Source organism: Herminiimonas sp., assembly GCF_030655415.1.
The window spans coordinates 166,956-182,995 of sequence record NZ_JAURVN010000009.1; the positions used below are offsets into that span (position 1 = coordinate 166,956).

15 protein-coding genes are annotated in these 16,040 nt (G+C 52.4%); 3 read left to right on the forward strand and 12 right to left on the reverse strand.

Annotated features, from left to right (window positions below; all coding sequences use genetic code 11):
- Positions 1-25: 25 nt before the first annotated feature.
- The 5 genes from Q7T66_RS07415 to rpsP all read right to left on the reverse strand — a co-directional run bounded on the left by Q7T66_RS07415 (position 26) and on the right by rpsP (position 3,169).
- Positions 26-691, reverse strand: a complete 666-nt coding sequence (locus Q7T66_RS07415) for a CoA pyrophosphatase (protein ID WP_304932692.1) — start codon at positions 689-691, stop codon at positions 26-28.
- 361 nt (positions 692-1,052) lie between these two features.
- On the reverse strand, positions 1,053-1,439 hold the full coding sequence (gene rplS, locus Q7T66_RS07420; protein WP_304779382.1) for a 50S ribosomal protein L19: 387 nt from the start codon (positions 1,437-1,439) through the stop codon (positions 1,053-1,055).
- Between the two features lie 144 nt (positions 1,440-1,583).
- Complete coding sequence (trmD, locus tag Q7T66_RS07425; RefSeq protein ID WP_304932693.1) at positions 1,584-2,330, reverse strand: tRNA (guanosine(37)-N1)-methyltransferase TrmD; 747 nt, start codon at positions 2,328-2,330, stop codon at positions 1,584-1,586.
- 26 nt (positions 2,331-2,356) lie between these two features.
- Positions 2,357-2,890, reverse strand: a complete 534-nt coding sequence (rimM, locus tag Q7T66_RS07430; protein WP_304932694.1) for a ribosome maturation factor RimM — start codon at positions 2,888-2,890, stop codon at positions 2,357-2,359.
- 27 nt (positions 2,891-2,917) lie between these two features.
- A complete protein-coding gene (gene rpsP / locus Q7T66_RS07435; RefSeq protein WP_112993119.1) occupies positions 2,918-3,169 on the reverse strand; it encodes a 30S ribosomal protein S16 in 252 nt (83 codons plus the stop codon).
- 258 nt (positions 3,170-3,427) lie between these two features.
- Here rpsP and Q7T66_RS07440 point away from each other — a divergent pair, with 258 nt between their 5' ends.
- The 3 genes from Q7T66_RS07440 to Q7T66_RS07450 all read left to right on the forward strand — a co-directional run bounded on the left by Q7T66_RS07440 (position 3,428) and on the right by Q7T66_RS07450 (position 5,929).
- Positions 3,428-3,847, forward strand: a complete 420-nt coding sequence (locus tag Q7T66_RS07440; protein ID WP_304932695.1) for an NINE protein — start codon at positions 3,428-3,430, stop codon at positions 3,845-3,847.
- Between the two features lie 232 nt (positions 3,848-4,079).
- Positions 4,080-5,546 (forward strand): ammonium transporter, encoded by a 1,467-nt coding sequence (gene amt / locus Q7T66_RS07445; protein ID WP_370691620.1) that lies wholly within the window; start codon positions 4,080-4,082, stop codon positions 5,544-5,546.
- Positions 5,543-5,929: a hypothetical protein gene (locus tag Q7T66_RS07450; RefSeq protein ID WP_304932696.1), complete on the forward strand. Its 387-nt coding sequence runs from the start codon at positions 5,543-5,545 to the stop codon at positions 5,927-5,929. The genes amt and Q7T66_RS07450 overlap by 4 nt, the downstream gene beginning before the upstream one ends.
- Positions 5,930-5,975: 46 nt before the next feature.
- Here the strand turns inward: Q7T66_RS07450 and Q7T66_RS07455 are convergent, their stop codons facing one another.
- The 7 genes from Q7T66_RS07455 to ugpQ all read right to left on the reverse strand — a co-directional run bounded on the left by Q7T66_RS07455 (position 5,976) and on the right by ugpQ (position 15,987).
- Positions 5,976-7,766: an acyl-CoA dehydrogenase gene (locus tag Q7T66_RS07455; protein WP_304932697.1), complete on the reverse strand. Its 1,791-nt coding sequence runs from the start codon at positions 7,764-7,766 to the stop codon at positions 5,976-5,978.
- A 144-nt stretch (positions 7,767-7,910) separates the two neighbouring features.
- A complete protein-coding gene (locus Q7T66_RS07460; RefSeq protein ID WP_304932698.1) occupies positions 7,911-8,840 on the reverse strand; it encodes an electron transfer flavoprotein subunit alpha/FixB family protein in 930 nt (309 codons plus the stop codon).
- Positions 8,841-8,902: 62 nt separating this feature from the next.
- Positions 8,903-9,652, reverse strand: a complete 750-nt coding sequence (locus Q7T66_RS07465; RefSeq protein WP_304932699.1) for an electron transfer flavoprotein subunit beta/FixA family protein — start codon at positions 9,650-9,652, stop codon at positions 8,903-8,905.
- A gap of 334 nt (positions 9,653-9,986) precedes the next feature.
- On the reverse strand, positions 9,987-10,214 hold the full coding sequence (locus Q7T66_RS07470) for a sulfurtransferase TusA family protein (RefSeq protein ID WP_304932753.1): 228 nt from the start codon (positions 10,212-10,214) through the stop codon (positions 9,987-9,989).
- A gap of 106 nt (positions 10,215-10,320) precedes the next feature.
- Positions 10,321-12,096 (reverse strand): FimV family protein, encoded by a 1,776-nt coding sequence (locus Q7T66_RS07475; RefSeq protein WP_304932700.1) that lies wholly within the window; start codon positions 12,094-12,096, stop codon positions 10,321-10,323.
- A 359-nt stretch (positions 12,097-12,455) separates the two neighbouring features.
- Positions 12,456-15,065, reverse strand: coding sequence for an alanine--tRNA ligase (alaS, locus tag Q7T66_RS07480; RefSeq protein ID WP_304932701.1), 2,610 nt, complete (start codon positions 15,063-15,065; stop codon positions 12,456-12,458).
- A gap of 151 nt (positions 15,066-15,216) precedes the next feature.
- On the reverse strand, positions 15,217-15,987 hold the full coding sequence (ugpQ, locus tag Q7T66_RS07485; RefSeq protein ID WP_304932702.1) for a glycerophosphodiester phosphodiesterase: 771 nt from the start codon (positions 15,985-15,987) through the stop codon (positions 15,217-15,219).
- Positions 15,988-16,040 lie beyond the last annotated feature (53 nt).

Here is a 16,040-nt window from a genome sequence, read left to right on the forward strand (position 1 = left end):
TGCACACTCTTGCGTGCGATTACAGTCAAGCACGCAAGAAATGGAAAAGATTACGCAGCATACCTGCAGTCGCGCCCCAGATAAAGAAGCGCTCATAAGGCATTACGTAAAAGGTACGTGGACCGGTAAGGAAGTCGGCGGTGCGGCGCTGATGATGCATGCCATTCATCAGGAACGATAAAGGCACTTCAAATATTTCAGCTACCTCGAAAGGATCTGCCCGCATCTCAAATGGCGGCTGCACAATTGCCACCACCGGCGTCACTCTGAAACCAGTGCCGGTATGATATTCCGGCAGCGTACCGATGACATCGATGTGCGATCTATCGAGGCCGATTTCCTCTTCCGTTTCGCGCAAGGCTGTTTCGATAGGCGATGCATCGTACGCCTCCATACGGCCACCGGGGAAACTGATCTGTCCGGCGTGCGCGGTGAGATGCGCGGCGCGCTGCGTGAACAATAAGGTCGGGCCATCATCGCGCAATATGATGGGCAACAACACAGCCGCGTCGGTTAACGGCCCAGCCATCGGCCTGACTAAACGTTCTATCGTGATTTCCGGCGACCATGCAGGCGGATTGGAAAAACGGGCGCGCAAGGCGTCCGCTCTTAAATGGTCCAAGGTGATTGCATCCTCACCTCCCAATGAATCAATCGGGAGTAATTCTGGATCGAAATGCAGCGTCGCCAAGTGTGTTCCTACATACAAGAATTATTCATTGCTGCAATCGATTCTGCATCGCTAAGCTAACTCACAGCGTCTAACTCAAGTCTTGTGAGCGAAAGCTTATGGATTAAGCCGAGGCATCACAACTTGAAAACAGCCGTGAATCTCACTGCATGATGCGAGGCCGATTGCGCAGCTTCAATGAAAGAGATCGTTGCAAACAATATATCTGCAGCCATCCCCATCATTTGATTGATGTTAACCCGCCGCCTGAGTAAGCGCCAACATTTAACATTTCTGAATTGTGCCACCAAAACAAAAAAGACACCCGAAGGTGTCTTTTTTTTGATGCCGAATAGTTTGCACGGACGAAGCCGTATCGCAATTATTCTGCCGCAGCTTTTGAAGCAACGCGACGTTGTGGCAATTTTTCTTTGATACGTGCCGATTTGCCCGAACGTTCGCGCAAGTAGTACAACTTTGCACGACGTACGTCACCGCGACGTTTCACTTCGATCGAAGCGATCAGTGGCGAGTACAGTTGGAATGTACGCTCAACGCCTTCGCCTGACGAGATCTTACGAACGATGAAGTTCGAATTCAAGCCACGGTTACGACGGGAGATTACAACGCCTTCGTAAGCCTGGGCGCGCTTACGCGTACCTTCGACTACGTTGACGTTAACGATCACTGTATCGCCAGGAGCGAAGTCAGGGATGTTCTTTGCCAGGCGAGCAATTTCTTCTTGCTCTAATGTTTGGATCAGATCCATTTTTATTACTCCAATAACCATCTTGCCGGCGCCAGGTATTTCTAATATGCCCGGTAGAGGATGGGGTTACACATTGCAGGAATATGATGCCTTCCTGCTCGATACTACAAACTGCTGAACAACTTATTCGGTGCTGCTTACTGCTCACATACTGCTTAAAAACTTTTCATCGGAACGCGTCAGCAAACCTGCTTCGCGTGCCTTGATGATCATGTCCGGGCGTTTCTTCGCGGTTGCTTCCAACGCGCGTTCACGTCGCCATTTTTCAATCTCGACGTGATGGCCACCCATCAAAACTGCCGGCACTGCGGACCCTTCATACACTTCAGGTCGCGTGTAGTGCGGACAATCGAGCAAGCCATTTACAAAACTGTCTTCAACTGCAGAAGCATCGTCGTGCAACACGCCGGGCAATTGTCGGATCACTGCATCCATTAAGGCCATCGCCGGCAATTCACCGCCTGACAACACGAAATCACCAAGACTGATTTCTTCATCGACACACGTATCGAGAAAGCGCTGGTCGACTGCTTCATATCGACCGCACAATAAAACCAGACCGGGCTCAGCCGTCAACTGCATTACCCGTTCATGCGTCAAGGCTTTGCCTTGCGGCGAAAGATAAATTACACGAGGTGCAGGCAAATCAGTTGCAATCTGTCGCTTCTTGGCTTCCAGCACCGCTGCTTCCAGCGGTTTGACCATCATCACCATGCCGGGACCGCCACCATAGGGCCGGTCATCGACAGTGCGATGCTTGTCACTGGTGAAATCACGCGGATTCCACAATGCCAATTCGCATTTCTTTTGTTCGAAAGCACGTCGCGTAATACCCGACTGCGTAATCGCGGTGAACATTTCCGGGAACAGCGTGACGACATCAAATTGCATCTCGCCCACTCCTCAAAACGGACTGACTAATAGTCAAGTCCCCAGTCCACCGTAATTTTTTTTGCCGTTCGATCAACCGTTATGATGAACTGCTCGACAAACGGGATCAGCAATTCTTGCGCTGCTTTCGGGTCAGACTCTGCAACTTGAGGCACCGCAACACGCAAAATTGGATGCGCGCCGTTGTCCATCATGTCGCTGACTTGACCTAGATGCACGCCCTGCAGGTTCTCGACTTCCAGACCGATCAAATCGACCCAGTAATATTCATCGTCGGACAGAGCCGGGAAATGACTGCGCGGGATTTGTACGGCTGCACCTTTCAGCGCCTCCGCAGCATCTCGCCCTGCCACACCCATCAACTGCGCGACCACATCGCCGGAATGAATCTTGGATTGCATCATCGCCACGTCACGGACTTCTGGCTTATCCAGCCACCATGTCTTGGCATTCAACAACGCATCCGCATCGGCTGAATAGGGTTTGACCCGTACCCAGCCATTCAATCCATATGCACCGGAGATGTAACCAACCAGCACCAAATCCTCAGGAATTTTCATTCCCGATGCCGTTTGATTCGACAAAACTTAAGCTGCTGCTTTGCCGGCTTGAGCGACCAAACGAGCAACTGTCGGCGACAATTGTGCGCCTACGCCTTGCCAGTACGACAAACGGTCTTGAGCGATACGAATGCTTTCTTCAGCGCCGGATGCAACCGGGTTGTAGAAACCGATACGTTCGATGAAACGACCGTCGCGACGATTGCGCGAATCAGTAGCAACAATATTGTAAAAAGGGCGCTTTTTTGCACCACCACGAGCTAAACGAATAACGACCATAATATTTCCAAAAAGTGTCTGAACACGGAAAAAGCCGCAAATTATAGCCCAACTAGCGGCGCAACCGCAACCTCATTCACTGCATTTACGCAGTCTGCGTGGCGAATCAGGGAATATTCACTGCGGATCATCGCCAAACTCGGACGGCGCGCCATGCATCTGCCCGTACAATGCCCGCTGGAATCCATTTATTCCAGCCATTGTCGGCAAAATCCCGTCTTGAAATTCGTCCTACCTTACCAGCGATCAAAATCATCCATGGTCATCAGCCACAAGAATAAAACTCTCAGCACCCTGCTCGCAACCGTGTTTGGCGGCTTGGGCGCACATCGCTTTTATCTTTATGGCAAGAAAGACTATTGGGCCTGGCTATCCATACTAGCTTTCGCATTGCTTTCTTTGGCGGCGATCACTGAAATGCCGCAATCAGTCTTCATCGCTTTCTTGATATTAGCCATCATCTCGTTTTTTGCCGGCTTGATAGGCGCGCTGGTAATCGGCCTTACTCCAGATGAAAAATGGGATGCACAATTCAATACCCAATCCGGCCGTAGCTCGAATTCTGGCTGGACGGTGATTTTGCTGGTGGTGATCACCTTCGCACTCGGCTCGACAGCTCTGATCGCAACCCTCGCGCGTGGCTTCGACCTATATCTGACTGGCGGAGCATTCGGCTAAAACCGGTAGCGAGCTTGTACCCAAGCTGGCTGGCATTCCCCAAGCCAGTGCAAAATAGAAACTAGATGTGCAAGAGAAGTGCAATTCAGCAAGATTGCCACGCGTAATTACACGTATTAAATCTTCCCCCCACTCCCATTTGATTTGATTTTCCACATGGCACACATAGTGCTTTTATGGAATGTGCTCTTGACGTCGTCGGAGCGATCAATTCAAGTCAATGGGAGTTGCAATGGCCATACGCTCTACGTCCGCTTCGATGGCAGTCGCCGTCCTGGCTTTAGGCTGGTGTTTGAATATCGCCTCTGCGCAACCGGCACCGCCGGAAACCGCGCCGCCTGCCGCGACCGTCGAAGCTGCAGATACCCCAGCGCCGCCGCTTACCATGCCTGCTCCTATGATTGTCGAGCCTGCCGCCGCCACTCCGCCCACGCCGGAACCAGCAAGCGAAGCACCGATGACCAAGCCTACCTTGGTCGATGCATCAAAAATCAATTCTGGCGATACTGCTTGGGTATTGGCGGCTACCGCACTGGTTCTGTTCATGACGATTCCCGGCCTGGCATTGTTCTACGCCGGCATGGTTCGCAAGAAAAACGTACTGACGACGATGGCCCACAGCTTTGTCGTTACCTGCCTCGTCACTATCATTTGGGTCGTTATCGGCTACAGCCTGGCTTTCACCCCCAACTCCCCGTACATCGGTGGACTCGATCGCGTCTTGTTAAACGGCATGGACTTCTTCAAGGAAACCGGCAAGCTGACCGTCAGTGAAATTGCACCGACGATTCCGGAAAGCGTTTTCGTCATGTTCCAGATGACATTCGCGATCATTACACCTGCACTGATTACCGGCGCCTTCGCTGAGCGCATGAAGTTTTCTGCGCTGTTGATGTTCATCACGCTGTGGTCCATCTTTGTTTATTCACCAGTTGCACACTGGGTATGGGAACCGACAGGCTGGTTGGCAGCGCGCGGCATTCTTGATTTTGCCGGCGGCACCGTGGTGCATATCAACGCTGGCGTATCCGGTCTGGTTGCCGCGCTGATCATCGGACCACGCCTGGGCTTCGGCAAAGAACCTATGCCGCCGCACAATCTGGTCCTGACAGTTATCGGTGCCTCGATGCTCTGGGTAGGCTGGTTCGGCTTTAACGCCGGCTCGGCAGTGGCTGCGGACGGTCGCGCTGGTATGGCGATGCTGGTTACTCAAATAGCAACCGCAGTCGGCGCTTTGTCATGGATGTTCATCGAATGGGCTCGCCGCGGCAAACCTTCGGTGCTTGGACTGGTATCGGGTGCCGTTTCCGGTCTGGTTGCGATTACACCCGCATCCGGCTTTGTCGGCGTCACCGGCGCCTTGGTCATCGGTGCTGCTGCCGGTCTGGCCTGTTACTGGGGTGCGACTACGCTCAAATCAAAAATGGGCTACGACGACTCGCTCGACGTCTTCGGCGTTCACGCCATCGGCGGTATCGTCGGCGCTTTGCTGACCGGTGTGTTTGCTGTGAAAAGCATAGGCGGCGTCGAAAGCAGTTTCGGCAATCAGGCTTTCGGCGTGATCGTTACTGTCGTCTTCTCAGCCGTCATGACCGCGATCATTCTGGGCATCGTCAACGCCTTGGTCGGCCTGCGCGTCAGCGAAGAATCGGAACGTGAAGGCCTCGATCTTGAGCAACATGGTGAGCACGTACTATGAGCGAAGAACACCACACGCGTGCAGCGCTGGAGAATCAGGCGTTCGCCCTGATGGGCCGGCTGCACGTCACCCTACGCCGGCAAACCGGGCGGGTAACCGATATCGAGTACATGCGTATCGACCCCGCGTATTGCCGTTACTTGTTGAAAATGGCGTCGCTATCGCCTATCGAAGACTTGCAGGATCTGAGCGTCAAGCTGCAGGAAATCTTCTTTGGCCCTGATGGATTATTCGTGGTCGCCGAACCAAAACCACCTTTGATTGACCGCCTGAAAGAACACGCGCCAGCGCCTGCACCAGCGGCGCCCGCTGCTGCCGCACCGGCAGCGCCAACCGACAACGGCGATCCGGTTGATCGTGGTTACATAGGGCGTTTGCGCTAAGCAGCATCATCGTCGGGCGGCTCAATAGCGTCCGACAGGAAGTACTTCAGAACTGATCTTCATCCAGCGCAAGTACGCCGTTACTACCATCCACAATCGCACTGCGATATCCGCCAGCCTGGGATAAATAATGATCGGCAAAGAATCGCGCCGTGGCTATCTTCGCTGAATAAAACTTCGCATCGCTATCGTTCGCGTCCAGTTTTTGTTGCGCGACCAATGCAGCGCGCGCCATCTGCCAACCGCCAAGAACAATGCCCGCCAATTTCAAATACGGCACGCTACCGGCAAACACACCTTTGATGTCGGATTGAATATTCGCCACGACATACGCAATCACCTCGTCGAGCGCAATCGAAGCGACTGCCAGATGTTTGCCTATCGCTTGCAAATCAGTTGATGAAGACTGGGCCAGCTCCGCCTCGGTTTCGCGTACGCGCGCAATAATTTCACGTGCGACCGCACCGCCATCACGCACTGTTTTGCGTCCGACCAAATCATTCGCCTGGATCGCCGTCGTACCTTCGTAAATCGTCAGGATGCGGGCATCGCGATAATATTGCGCCGCGCCGGTTTCTTCGATGAAGCCCATGCCGCCGTGTATCTGCAAACCAGTGGACGCAACATCGATAGACATTTCGGTCGCCCAGCCTTTGATAACCGGCACCAGAAATTCATAGAAAGCCTGATTGTCGCTACGTACCTTTTCATCAGTGTGATGATGCGCAATATCGAACGCCGCAGCACCGACATAAGCCAGCGCACGCGCCGCTTCTATTTGCGCCCGCATGGACATCAACATGCGCCGCACATCGGGTTGATGAATAATCGAAACCGCAGTCGCCGAACCTTCCAGGTCTTTCGACTGCACGCGATCTTTTGCATACGCGACGGCTTTTTGATACGCACGTTCTGCCACCGCGATGCCTTGCATGCCGACCGCAAAACGCGCTGCGTTCATCATGATGAACATGGTTTCCAGGCCGCGATTTTCCTTACCGATCAAAGTGCCAATCGCGCCACCGTGATCGCCGAATTGCAATACCGCTGTTGGACTCGCCTTGATACCCAGCTTGTGTTCGATGGATACGCAAAACGCATCATTGCGCTCGCCCAGTGAACCATCAGCATTCACCAAAAATTTAGGCACGACAAACAATGAAATCCCTTTTACGCCTTCCGGTGCATCCGGCGTACGCGCCAACACGAGATGGATGATGTTCTCCGCCATATCGTGTTCGCCGTAGGTAATGAAAATCTTGGTGCCGGAAATTTTGTACGTGCCATCGCCTTGTGGAATTGCACGCGAGCGCACCATCGCCAGATCGGAGCCGGCCTGCGGCTCGGTCAGGTTCATCGTGCCTGTCCATTTGCCGGAAATAAAATTCGGGAGAAATTTTTCTTTTTGTTCGTCCGAACCAGCCGTCATCAAGGCTTCAATCGCGCCGTCTGTCAGCAAAGGACAAAGCGCGAACGACAGATTCGCCGCGTTCAACATTTCCATACAAGGTGTTGCTACCAGTTTCGGCAAACCCTGACCGCCAAAATCAACTGGATGCTGCACGCCCTGCCAACCCGCATCGCCGTAGGCCTTGAACGCTTCCTTGAAACCCGGCGTCGTCGTGACCTTGCCATCTTTCCACGCACTCGGATGTTGATCGCCCGCCTTGTTGAGCGGCGCAATCACTTCACTGCAAAAGCGCGCATTTTCTTCCAGCACCGCTTCTACCGTTTCCGGCGTCGCATCTTCGCAGCCAGGCAAGGCATTAACGGCAGCCAGATCGGCCAACTCGTTCATCACGAACAGCATGTCTTTTAATGGCGCAACGTAGCTCATGCAAAGCTCCTAAAGAAAATGGGCAGGACGTTCAGTAATTGCAGTGTGCCAGAAAAAATCCCCAACACACTACAACTCGCTTTCACGTCCTGCCCATTTCTTTTTGCAAGCGGCAATTTTGCCATCTGCATATTAGGTATTTCTTTATCCCAGTTCAGCAACCAGCTTAGGCACGATCTCGAACAGATCGCCGACGATGCCGTAATCCGCTACCGAGAAAATCGGTGCTTCCGGATCCTTGTTGATCGCAACGATCACTTTGGAATCCTTCATGCCGGCCAGATGCTGAATCGCGCCTGAGATACCGACCGCGATATACAAATCAGGAGCAACGATCTTGCCGGTTTGTCCGACTTGCCAATCGTTGGGAACGTAACCAGCGTCGACTGCTGCACGCGATGCGCCCATAGCCGCGCCGAGTTTGTCGGCCAATGGTTCGAGGATCTTGAAGCTTTCTTCCGAACCCATGCCACGACCACCGGAGACGACGATTTTCGCAGCGGTCAATTCAGGACGTGCGGATGTCGCCAGTTCACGCGAGACGAAAGACGATTTTCCTGAATCAGCAACCGCAGTCACATTTTCAACTGTAGCCGAACCGCCTTCTGCAGCAGCATCGAAAGTCGTCGTACGCACAGTGATCACTTTAGTCGCATCTGAAGACTGCACAGTTGCGATCGCGTTGCCAGCATAGAACGGACGCTCAAAAGTATCGGCAGAAATGACTTTGGTGATTTCTGAAATTTGCGCAACGTCGAGCTTGGCAGCCACGCGCGGCAAAATGTTTTTACCATAAGCGGTTGCTGGCGCAAGGATGTGCGAGTAATTGCTGGCCAGAGCCAATGCTTGCGCTGCAACGTTCTCTGCCAGGCCATCGGCAAATTGCGCACCGTCGGCAACCAGTACTTTTGCTACCCCTGCAATTTTTGCAGCGGCTTGTGCTGCTGCATCGGCTTGATGGCCGGCGATCAAAACGTGCACACCGCCACCACATTGAATCGCGGCAGTAATCGTGTGCAAGGTGCTGCCTTTTAAAGAGGCGTTATCGTGTTCGGCAATGACAAGTGCAGTCATGATGATTTCCTGTAATTGTTCCAACCATGCGGCTGCATCTTCATGCGTGCCGCAGCGGATGATTAAATAACTTTGGCTTCTGTCTTTAGTTTGGCAACCAGCGTGGCGACGTCCGGCACAATGATGCCGGCCGAACGTTTGGCTGGCTCAGTCACTTTCAGCGTTTTCAAACGCGGTGTGACATCGACGCCCAAATCGGCTGGCTTGACGTTATCCAGCGTTTTCTTTTTCGCCTTCATGATGTTCGGCAGCGTGACATAACGTGGCTCGTTCAAACGCAGATCGGTCGTGACGATCGCTGGCAAGGTCAGCGAAATAATTTCCAGGCCGCCATCAACTTCACGCGTGACCTTTACTTTGTCGCCATCGATTTCCACTTTCGACGCGTAAGTCGCTTGCGGCCAATCGAGCAAAGCGGCCAACATTTGACCAGTCTGGTTGGCGTCATCATCGATCGCCTGTTTGCCCAGAATGATTAGTTGCGGTTGTTCTTTATCAGCGATTGCTTTCAGCAATTTGGCAACAGCCAAAGGCTGCAACTCAACATCGGTTTCTACCAGGATGGCGCGATCAGCACCAATCGCCATCGCGGTACGCAAGGTTTCTTGCGATTGCAAAACGCCGCAAGAAACAGCGATGATCTCGGTGACCTTGCCGGCTTCTTTCAGACGCGTCGCTTCTTCCACGGCGATTTCATCGAATGGGTTCATCGACATTTTGACGTTGGCGATATCAACACCGGTTTGATCCGATTTGACACGGACCTTGACGTTGTAATCGACCACACGCTTAACTGGAACCAATACTTTCATAGCTCTGCCTTTGAAAAAATCAGAATGACATAAATGCAAATTGGGAACGATTATAAACGGAAGTGGCGATGGCATTCCCACACGCGCCGCGCGGGTACCTTTTGAGGAAGAAAAATACCGGCGATTCCATGACAAAATCGCGGCAAAAATCGCGAGGATTATCTGATCGAAGCGGAGTAGGCAAAGGCATGAGCGCAAAGAACAGCCTGCGCGCATGATTCAAAACGAGAAAGGTCTCAAGCCGGGGCTATATAAGAAGCACGCTAGAACTGCCACCTGCTTTTACACGCGGAGTTATGCGCGGAACTGACTTGCTGCGCGTATTAACTACAGCTTATTTACGCTTCATGAAAAAGGTAAATACGTCGTTCTCTTCGCTCTGTTGCACCAGATCATTGCCGGTCTGGCGGGCGAAAGCTTGAAAATCGCGGACAGAACCAGGATCGGTCGCCTGCACACGCAAAATTTGCCCAGTCGTCATATCGGCCAAAGCCTTCTTGGTTTTCAATATTGGCAAGGGGCAGTTCAAGCCTCGTGCATCGAGGTCTTTACTAAATTCCATAGTCATACAATTGCACCAGTACGAGGTAAGACGGGGATTCTACCCCAAACAAGTTCACAGAACAGCGCGCGGTATAAACCGTATAGGCAATTTTGCGAACCTACAGTCACAGAATTGACCAGTTCGGAAATGCAGCTGGAGGCTTCTCAAATTTTTTCGACAACTGAATTTTATGCGCGATATTAGTCAGGAACAGAATGTCGCGGAAAGCAGCCAAATCGAAGCCGTCGCGATTGCCTTCACGCTCGTCAATCAATAATTTTTCCATAAACGGCAGCAAAGCGTCAGTCGGCCACAACTGAACAATGCGCCCCATTACTTCAGGGAAATCTTCAATACCACGTGGCCGCTCTAAAGTAAGCGGCTCGTCCCACGGCACGATGCGCCCGTTGAATACGCTCATGAAACGTTTGCCCAGCGCTTCGTATTTTTCTCTATCGCCAACCACGCGATACAAATCAAATAAATTCAACCACGGCAATGGAGAAGTAGGATTATCTTCGCTCGATTTCGCTTCCAGAATTTCGATGGCGCGCAATGGTTGATTGATGTGCACCCAGAACTCAGCTTCTTGCGTCTCATCCGACAACTCTTCCGCTGCGGCGATTTTTGGCTTGTCGTGCGAGTAAAAATTCTCGTCAAACTCTTGCTCGCCAGTGACAACTGCTGCCTTGCCCAACTTCTTTTCACCCGGCAACCCGTCAGTATTGTCTGCAAGCGTCACTGCAATTGCTGAATCATCCAGAGCATCACTAGCGGCCGGCGCTGGGAAATGACGCGCTTCCATCTGCGCATCATGCGGTTGATCATTACCAGGAACGATTTGCTGCCACGACGAGAATCCGCCTTCCGATCGTATTTGCCGCATGCGCCACACTAACCACGCTATCGCTACTACACATGCGAATAAAAGCAGATAAAGAAAAATCAGCGAAGTCTTGAGTGGCGGCTCTTTCTTTGCCTCTTGCAAGGCAAGCAATTGCGTTGCGTTTAATTTTCTAAGTTCTTCTGTTTTGCTTTCAAGAAGATTAATTTTTTGCAGCAATTCTTGAAATGCTGGTGACGCTGTCGGCTCACTGATGATTGGTGCAGCCTCAGGTGTTTGTACTTGCGCTTGCGGCGGCAAATCAGCAGCCGGCGTTGGGATCAATCCAGACAAACCGTAAGTCATCGCCAAACGCAAACCGCCACCACCACCCGGCAAATCAGTCACGGCACTTTCACTACCACCTAGGCGCAACACATTCGCGGGCGCGGCAGCCACTGCGGCTTTTTCTTTTTTACGTTTTTTCGCAGGAGCAGGCTCTTGTGCAACTTGCGGCGTGATGTTTTCATCCACGGCCAAAGTTTGAGTTTGTGCCCTAGCCTGACGACGACTGGTTTTCTTTGGCTTCTCAGTTACTTCTTGCTCACCAGCCGCGGTCGGCGGCAAATTATTCAACTGTTGAGAAGCCTGTACCCGTTTGGAGGAAGCTGAATTAGCAGCTGGCGCAACCGCAGCCAAATTACCGCCAATCGGAGGATCAAGCAGAATCGCATATTCGCGTTGCATCTTCGGCTTGCAGACGTGCGTCAAAATAAATTTGGCGGCAGGCTCGTTAACTGGTGGCACACCAGAGATTTTGATATCAGATGAGCCATCCTTGATATCCAGAATAAGACGTCCCAAAGGCACGCCATCATAAGAAGTCAGACTCGCACTGAAGCAATGACGCTCTATAGAACCGCTGTCACTACCTAGTAAATTAACCTGCCCGCGAAACGCTTGCCCCAAAGCAGACTGCAATTGCAGATCGCCGAAGCCCCATGCAAATACTGAACTGCAGCACAACATGGCGATGAAAAACAGGCCTGCGTGAAGAGTAACAATAGACAAACGCATTCCCGACTCCAAAGATGGAGCCGTTGAAATTGCATTCAGTCCGATGACGCGTTTGTTCACTATTGTCCTTGTTGTTACTTCTTTTTACGACACAGTGATTAGAAAGTTGAAGAAAAAAGAGTTAATAAAAATTCATATTGAATTTCACATTGTGTGAGCATGAGGCAAGCCCATCAGGAACTCAACGACGAGCGCACCGATTTATCAATCGTTCACAATTGAAAGATGAGGAAGATACAAAAAAGCCCGGAACTGGTGCGAGCGAAATACTCATCCGCTCACGCCAGAAAGTGACGATACAAAATCCGTCATCACTTGCTTGAGTGTGATCCGCCAGAACGCGGATCACGAAGTCACTATCAGGTGCGTTCGCCGACCCAGGCTGCAACGCCTTTCAATGCTGCTGGCAAACCACTTGCATCGGTACCACCAGCTTGCGCCATATCGGCACGACCGCCACCTTTGCCGCCGACTTGTTGCGCGACAAAGTTAACCAACTCACCGGCTTTGACTTTGCCGGTTGCATCGGCTGTAACGCCGGCGATCAGGCTGACTTTGCCGTCGTTAACTGCAGCCAAAACGATGGCAGCAGTTTTCAGCTTGTCTTTCAGCGTATCCATTGTCGTGCGCAAGGTTCCTGCATCGGCATTTTCCAGCTTGGCTGCCAACACCTTGATGCCGTTGACATCGACTGCTTGCGACAACAGATCATCGCCTTGCGACGAAGCCAGCTTGCCTTTCAGCGCATTGACTTCGCGTTCCAGCGTTTTCATTTGATCCAGCACTTGCATCAAACGCGATTGCAACTCAACCGGTGGCGACTTCAATGTCGCTGCGGCGCTGTGAACGGTCGCTTCCAGATCTTGCAAATAGCTCAATGCATTCGCACCGGTAATCGCTTCGATACGACGCACACCTGCCGCAACACCGCTTTCGCCAACGACTTTGAACAATCCGATATCGCCGGTGCGTGTGACGTGAGTACCACCGCACAATTCGCGGCTGGAGCCGATGTCGAGCACGCGCACACTTTCGCCATATTTTTCGCCGAACAACATCATCGCGCCAGTTTTTTGCGCCGATTCAATATCCATTACACGCGCTTGCGTATCGGAGTTCGCGAGAATTTCCGCATTCACGCGTTTTTCGATTTCCAGAATTTGATCGTGCGTAATTGCTGCATTGTGTGCAAAGTCGAAACGCGTTTTATCCGCATCGACCAGCGAACCTTTTTGCTGCACGTGATCGCCCAATACTTCACGCAAAGCCTTGTGCATGATGTGCGTGACTGAGTGATTGCGCATGGTGGACGCGCGACGTGCGCCATCCACTTCAGCTTTGACTTTGTCGCCGACTTTCAATGTGCCTTGGGTCTGCACACCGTGATGACCGAACACATCGGCTTTGATTTTTTGCGTATCTTCGACGCCAAACTGCACGCCTTCTGCAGAGACAACACCTTGATCGCCAACTTGACCACCGCTTTCCGCATAGAACGGTGTGGTGTCGAGTACAACGATGCCGGCTTGACCTTCTTTTAACTCATTGACAGCGGTACCTTCAAAGTACAAACCGACTACAGTCGCGTCAGCTTGCTGACTTTCGTAACCAGTGAAGACGTTACCCGTGCCTGTGTACTCCACTGCGCGTTCCATCTTGAACTTGCCGGCTGCGCGACCTGCGGCTTTTTGTTTTTCCATCGCGGCAGCGAAGCCAGCTTCATCGACTGCGACGCCGTTTTCACGGCACACGTCGGCTGACAAATCGAGCGGGAAGCCGAAGGTGTCGTGCAATTTGAATGCGACTTCGCCCGGCAATACCTTGACGCCGCCAGCCAGCGCTGTGTCGAGGATTTCCATACCGTTGGCCAGCGTTTCAAAGAAGCGTTCTTCTTCAGCTTTCAATACTTCGGTAATACGTTGTGCATCGGCTTGCAGCTTTGGATAAGCCTCACCCATTTGCTCGACCAGATCTTTCACCAATTTGTGGAAGAAAGGTTTTTTCTGGCCCAGCTTGTAGCCATGACGAATCGCGCGACGGATGATGCGGCGTTGTACATAGCCGCGACCTTCGTTCGATGGGATCACACCGTCGGCAACCAAAAATGCCGTCGCACGAATGTGATCGGCGATCACGCGCAATGAATTGTTTTTCAGGTCTGCCGTATTGGTTTCGCGACCTGCCGCCTTGATCAGCGCAGCGAAGGTATCGATCTCGTAATTGCTGTGCACGCCTTGCAAAATTGCGGCTAGACGTTCCAAACCCATGCCGGTATCAACGCATGGTGCCGGCAATGGTTTGACGGAGCCGTCTTCGGCCATGTCGAACTGCATGAACACGTTGTTCCAGATTTCGATGAAACGATCGCCGTCTTCATCCGGGCTGCCCGGAGGACCGCCGGCAATGTGTGGGCCGTGATCGTAAAAGATTTCCGAGCATGGGCCGCATGGGCCGGTGTCGGCCATCATCCAGAAGTTGTCGGATTTATAGCGACCACCCTTGTTGTCACCGATGCGAATTACGCGCTCAGGCGGCAGGCCGATTTCCTTGGTCCAGATGTCGTAGGCTTCTTGATCTTCAATGTAGACGGTAGCCAGCAGTTTTTCGGCAGGCAAACCGTAGACCTGAGTCAACAATTCCCACGACCATTTCAGCGCGTCGCGCTTGAAGTAATCGCCGAAGCTCCAATTGCCCAGCATTTCGAAAAATGTGTGGTGACGTGCGGTGTAGCCGACGTTTTCCAGATCGTTGTGTTTGCCGCCGGCGCGCAAGCAGGCTTGTACGGACGTAGCGCGCGCATACGGGCGCTTGTCTTCACCGAGGAACACGTCCTTGAACTGGACCATGCCCGAGTTGGTGAACATCAGGGTCGGGTCGTTGCCTGGCACTAACGGGCTGGACGCCACGATGGTGTGGCCTTTGGACTCAAAGAACTTCAGGAATTTTTCGCGGATTTCGGACGAGTTCATGTTCTGGCTAAGTAAGGAAATTGGTATTGCAAAGCGGCGATTATACGTGAAGTAAGCGCGATAACCCTGTGTGCTTCATGGTCGAAACAACAGGAAAAACACCCTCTTTTTAGACTGAATGCCGGGTTTTAGTGAATGCTTCAGCTGCTCGTCAGCGAATGAGGGACGCCGCGCCGCCAAAGTTCGGCCCAATCACATCAATGCGATCAGTACAAAATCCATCGACGCCCCAGGACAAAATTTCCGTCGCGCGCGCCGGTTCATTGACGGTGTAACAAAACAGACCAAAGCCCGCATCTTTTACCGCGCGCGCCAGCAAAGGCGTCAAATTCTTGTGATTCGTCATCAAGGCGATTGCGCCCAAAGCCAGCAGGCGCTCATGCCAATCTGCAGGGATTTCACTCACCAAAAACCCGCGTGGAATTTCCGGTGCCGCCAGTTTTGCCGCCTGCAAAGCGTCAAACGAAAAAGAAGAAAGTATCGGCAATGCGGCCGGCGAACGATCGAGTACCGATTCAAACAAGCGTTTAGTCGTTTGCGCCACCACCCAACCGGTTTGTTCTTCAAATCCCGGTACCGGCTTGATTTCGATATCCATCCAGATCGCGTTGTTCATGCAAAACGCGACAACCTGTTCGAAGGTCGGTACCGGCTCGCCAACAAATTCTTCGCCGAACCATGCACCCGCATCACGCGCTGCCAGCTCCTGCGCGGTGAAGTCGGCCACGCAGCCTTCGCCCGCAACGGTGCGACCAAAGTCGGGATCGTGCATCACAATCGGCACGCCATCTTTCGCCAGCATCACATCGAATTCAACTGCATGAAAACCATGCCTCAAGCCGCAACGCATTGCGGCAATCGTGTTTTCCGGAGCAAGCACACCACCACCGCGATGTGCCACAATTTTTGGATAAGGCCACATACATAGTTCCCGTCATCAAGTCTGACTTCAGTTTATAACAGCGTGCGACTAGT

Bases quoted from the DNA above. Each gene is read 5' to 3' on its own strand.
- rimM (WP_304932694.1), bottom strand. From the start codon at position 2,890: ATGAAAATTCCTGAGGATTTGGTGCTGGTTGGTTACATCTCCGGTGCA.
- alaS (WP_304932701.1), bottom strand. From the start codon at position 15,065: ATGAACTCGTCCGAAATCCGCGAAAAATTCCTGAAGTTCTTTGAGTCC.
- rpsP (WP_112993119.1), bottom strand. From the start codon at position 3,169: ATGGTCGTTATTCGTTTAGCTCGTGGTGGTGCAAAAAAGCGCCCTTTT.
- Q7T66_RS07455 (WP_304932697.1), bottom strand. From the start codon at position 7,766: ATGAGCTACGTTGCGCCATTAAAAGACATGCTGTTCGTGATGAACGAG.
- Q7T66_RS07450 (WP_304932696.1), top strand. From the start codon at position 5,543: ATGAGCGAAGAACACCACACGCGTGCAGCGCTGGAGAATCAGGCGTTC.
- Q7T66_RS07440 (WP_304932695.1), top strand. From the start codon at position 3,428: ATGGTCATCAGCCACAAGAATAAAACTCTCAGCACCCTGCTCGCAACC.
- trmD (WP_304932693.1), bottom strand. From the start codon at position 2,330: ATGCAATTTGATGTCGTCACGCTGTTCCCGGAAATGTTCACCGCGATT.
- Q7T66_RS07475 (WP_304932700.1), bottom strand. From the start codon at position 12,096: ATGCGTTTGTCTATTGTTACTCTTCACGCAGGCCTGTTTTTCATCGCC.
- Q7T66_RS07470 (WP_304932753.1), bottom strand. From the start codon at position 10,214: ATGGAATTTAGTAAAGACCTCGATGCACGAGGCTTGAACTGCCCCTTG.
- Q7T66_RS07460 (WP_304932698.1), bottom strand. From the start codon at position 8,840: ATGACTGCACTTGTCATTGCCGAACACGATAACGCCTCTTTAAAAGGC.
- ugpQ (WP_304932702.1), bottom strand. From the start codon at position 15,987: ATGTGGCCTTATCCAAAAATTGTGGCACATCGCGGTGGTGGTGTGCTT.
- amt (WP_370691620.1), top strand. From the start codon at position 4,080: ATGGCCATACGCTCTACGTCCGCTTCGATGGCAGTCGCCGTCCTGGCT.
- Q7T66_RS07465 (WP_304932699.1), bottom strand. From the start codon at position 9,652: ATGAAAGTATTGGTTCCAGTTAAGCGTGTGGTCGATTACAACGTCAAG.
- rplS (WP_304779382.1), bottom strand. From the start codon at position 1,439: ATGGATCTGATCCAAACATTAGAGCAAGAAGAAATTGCTCGCCTGGCA.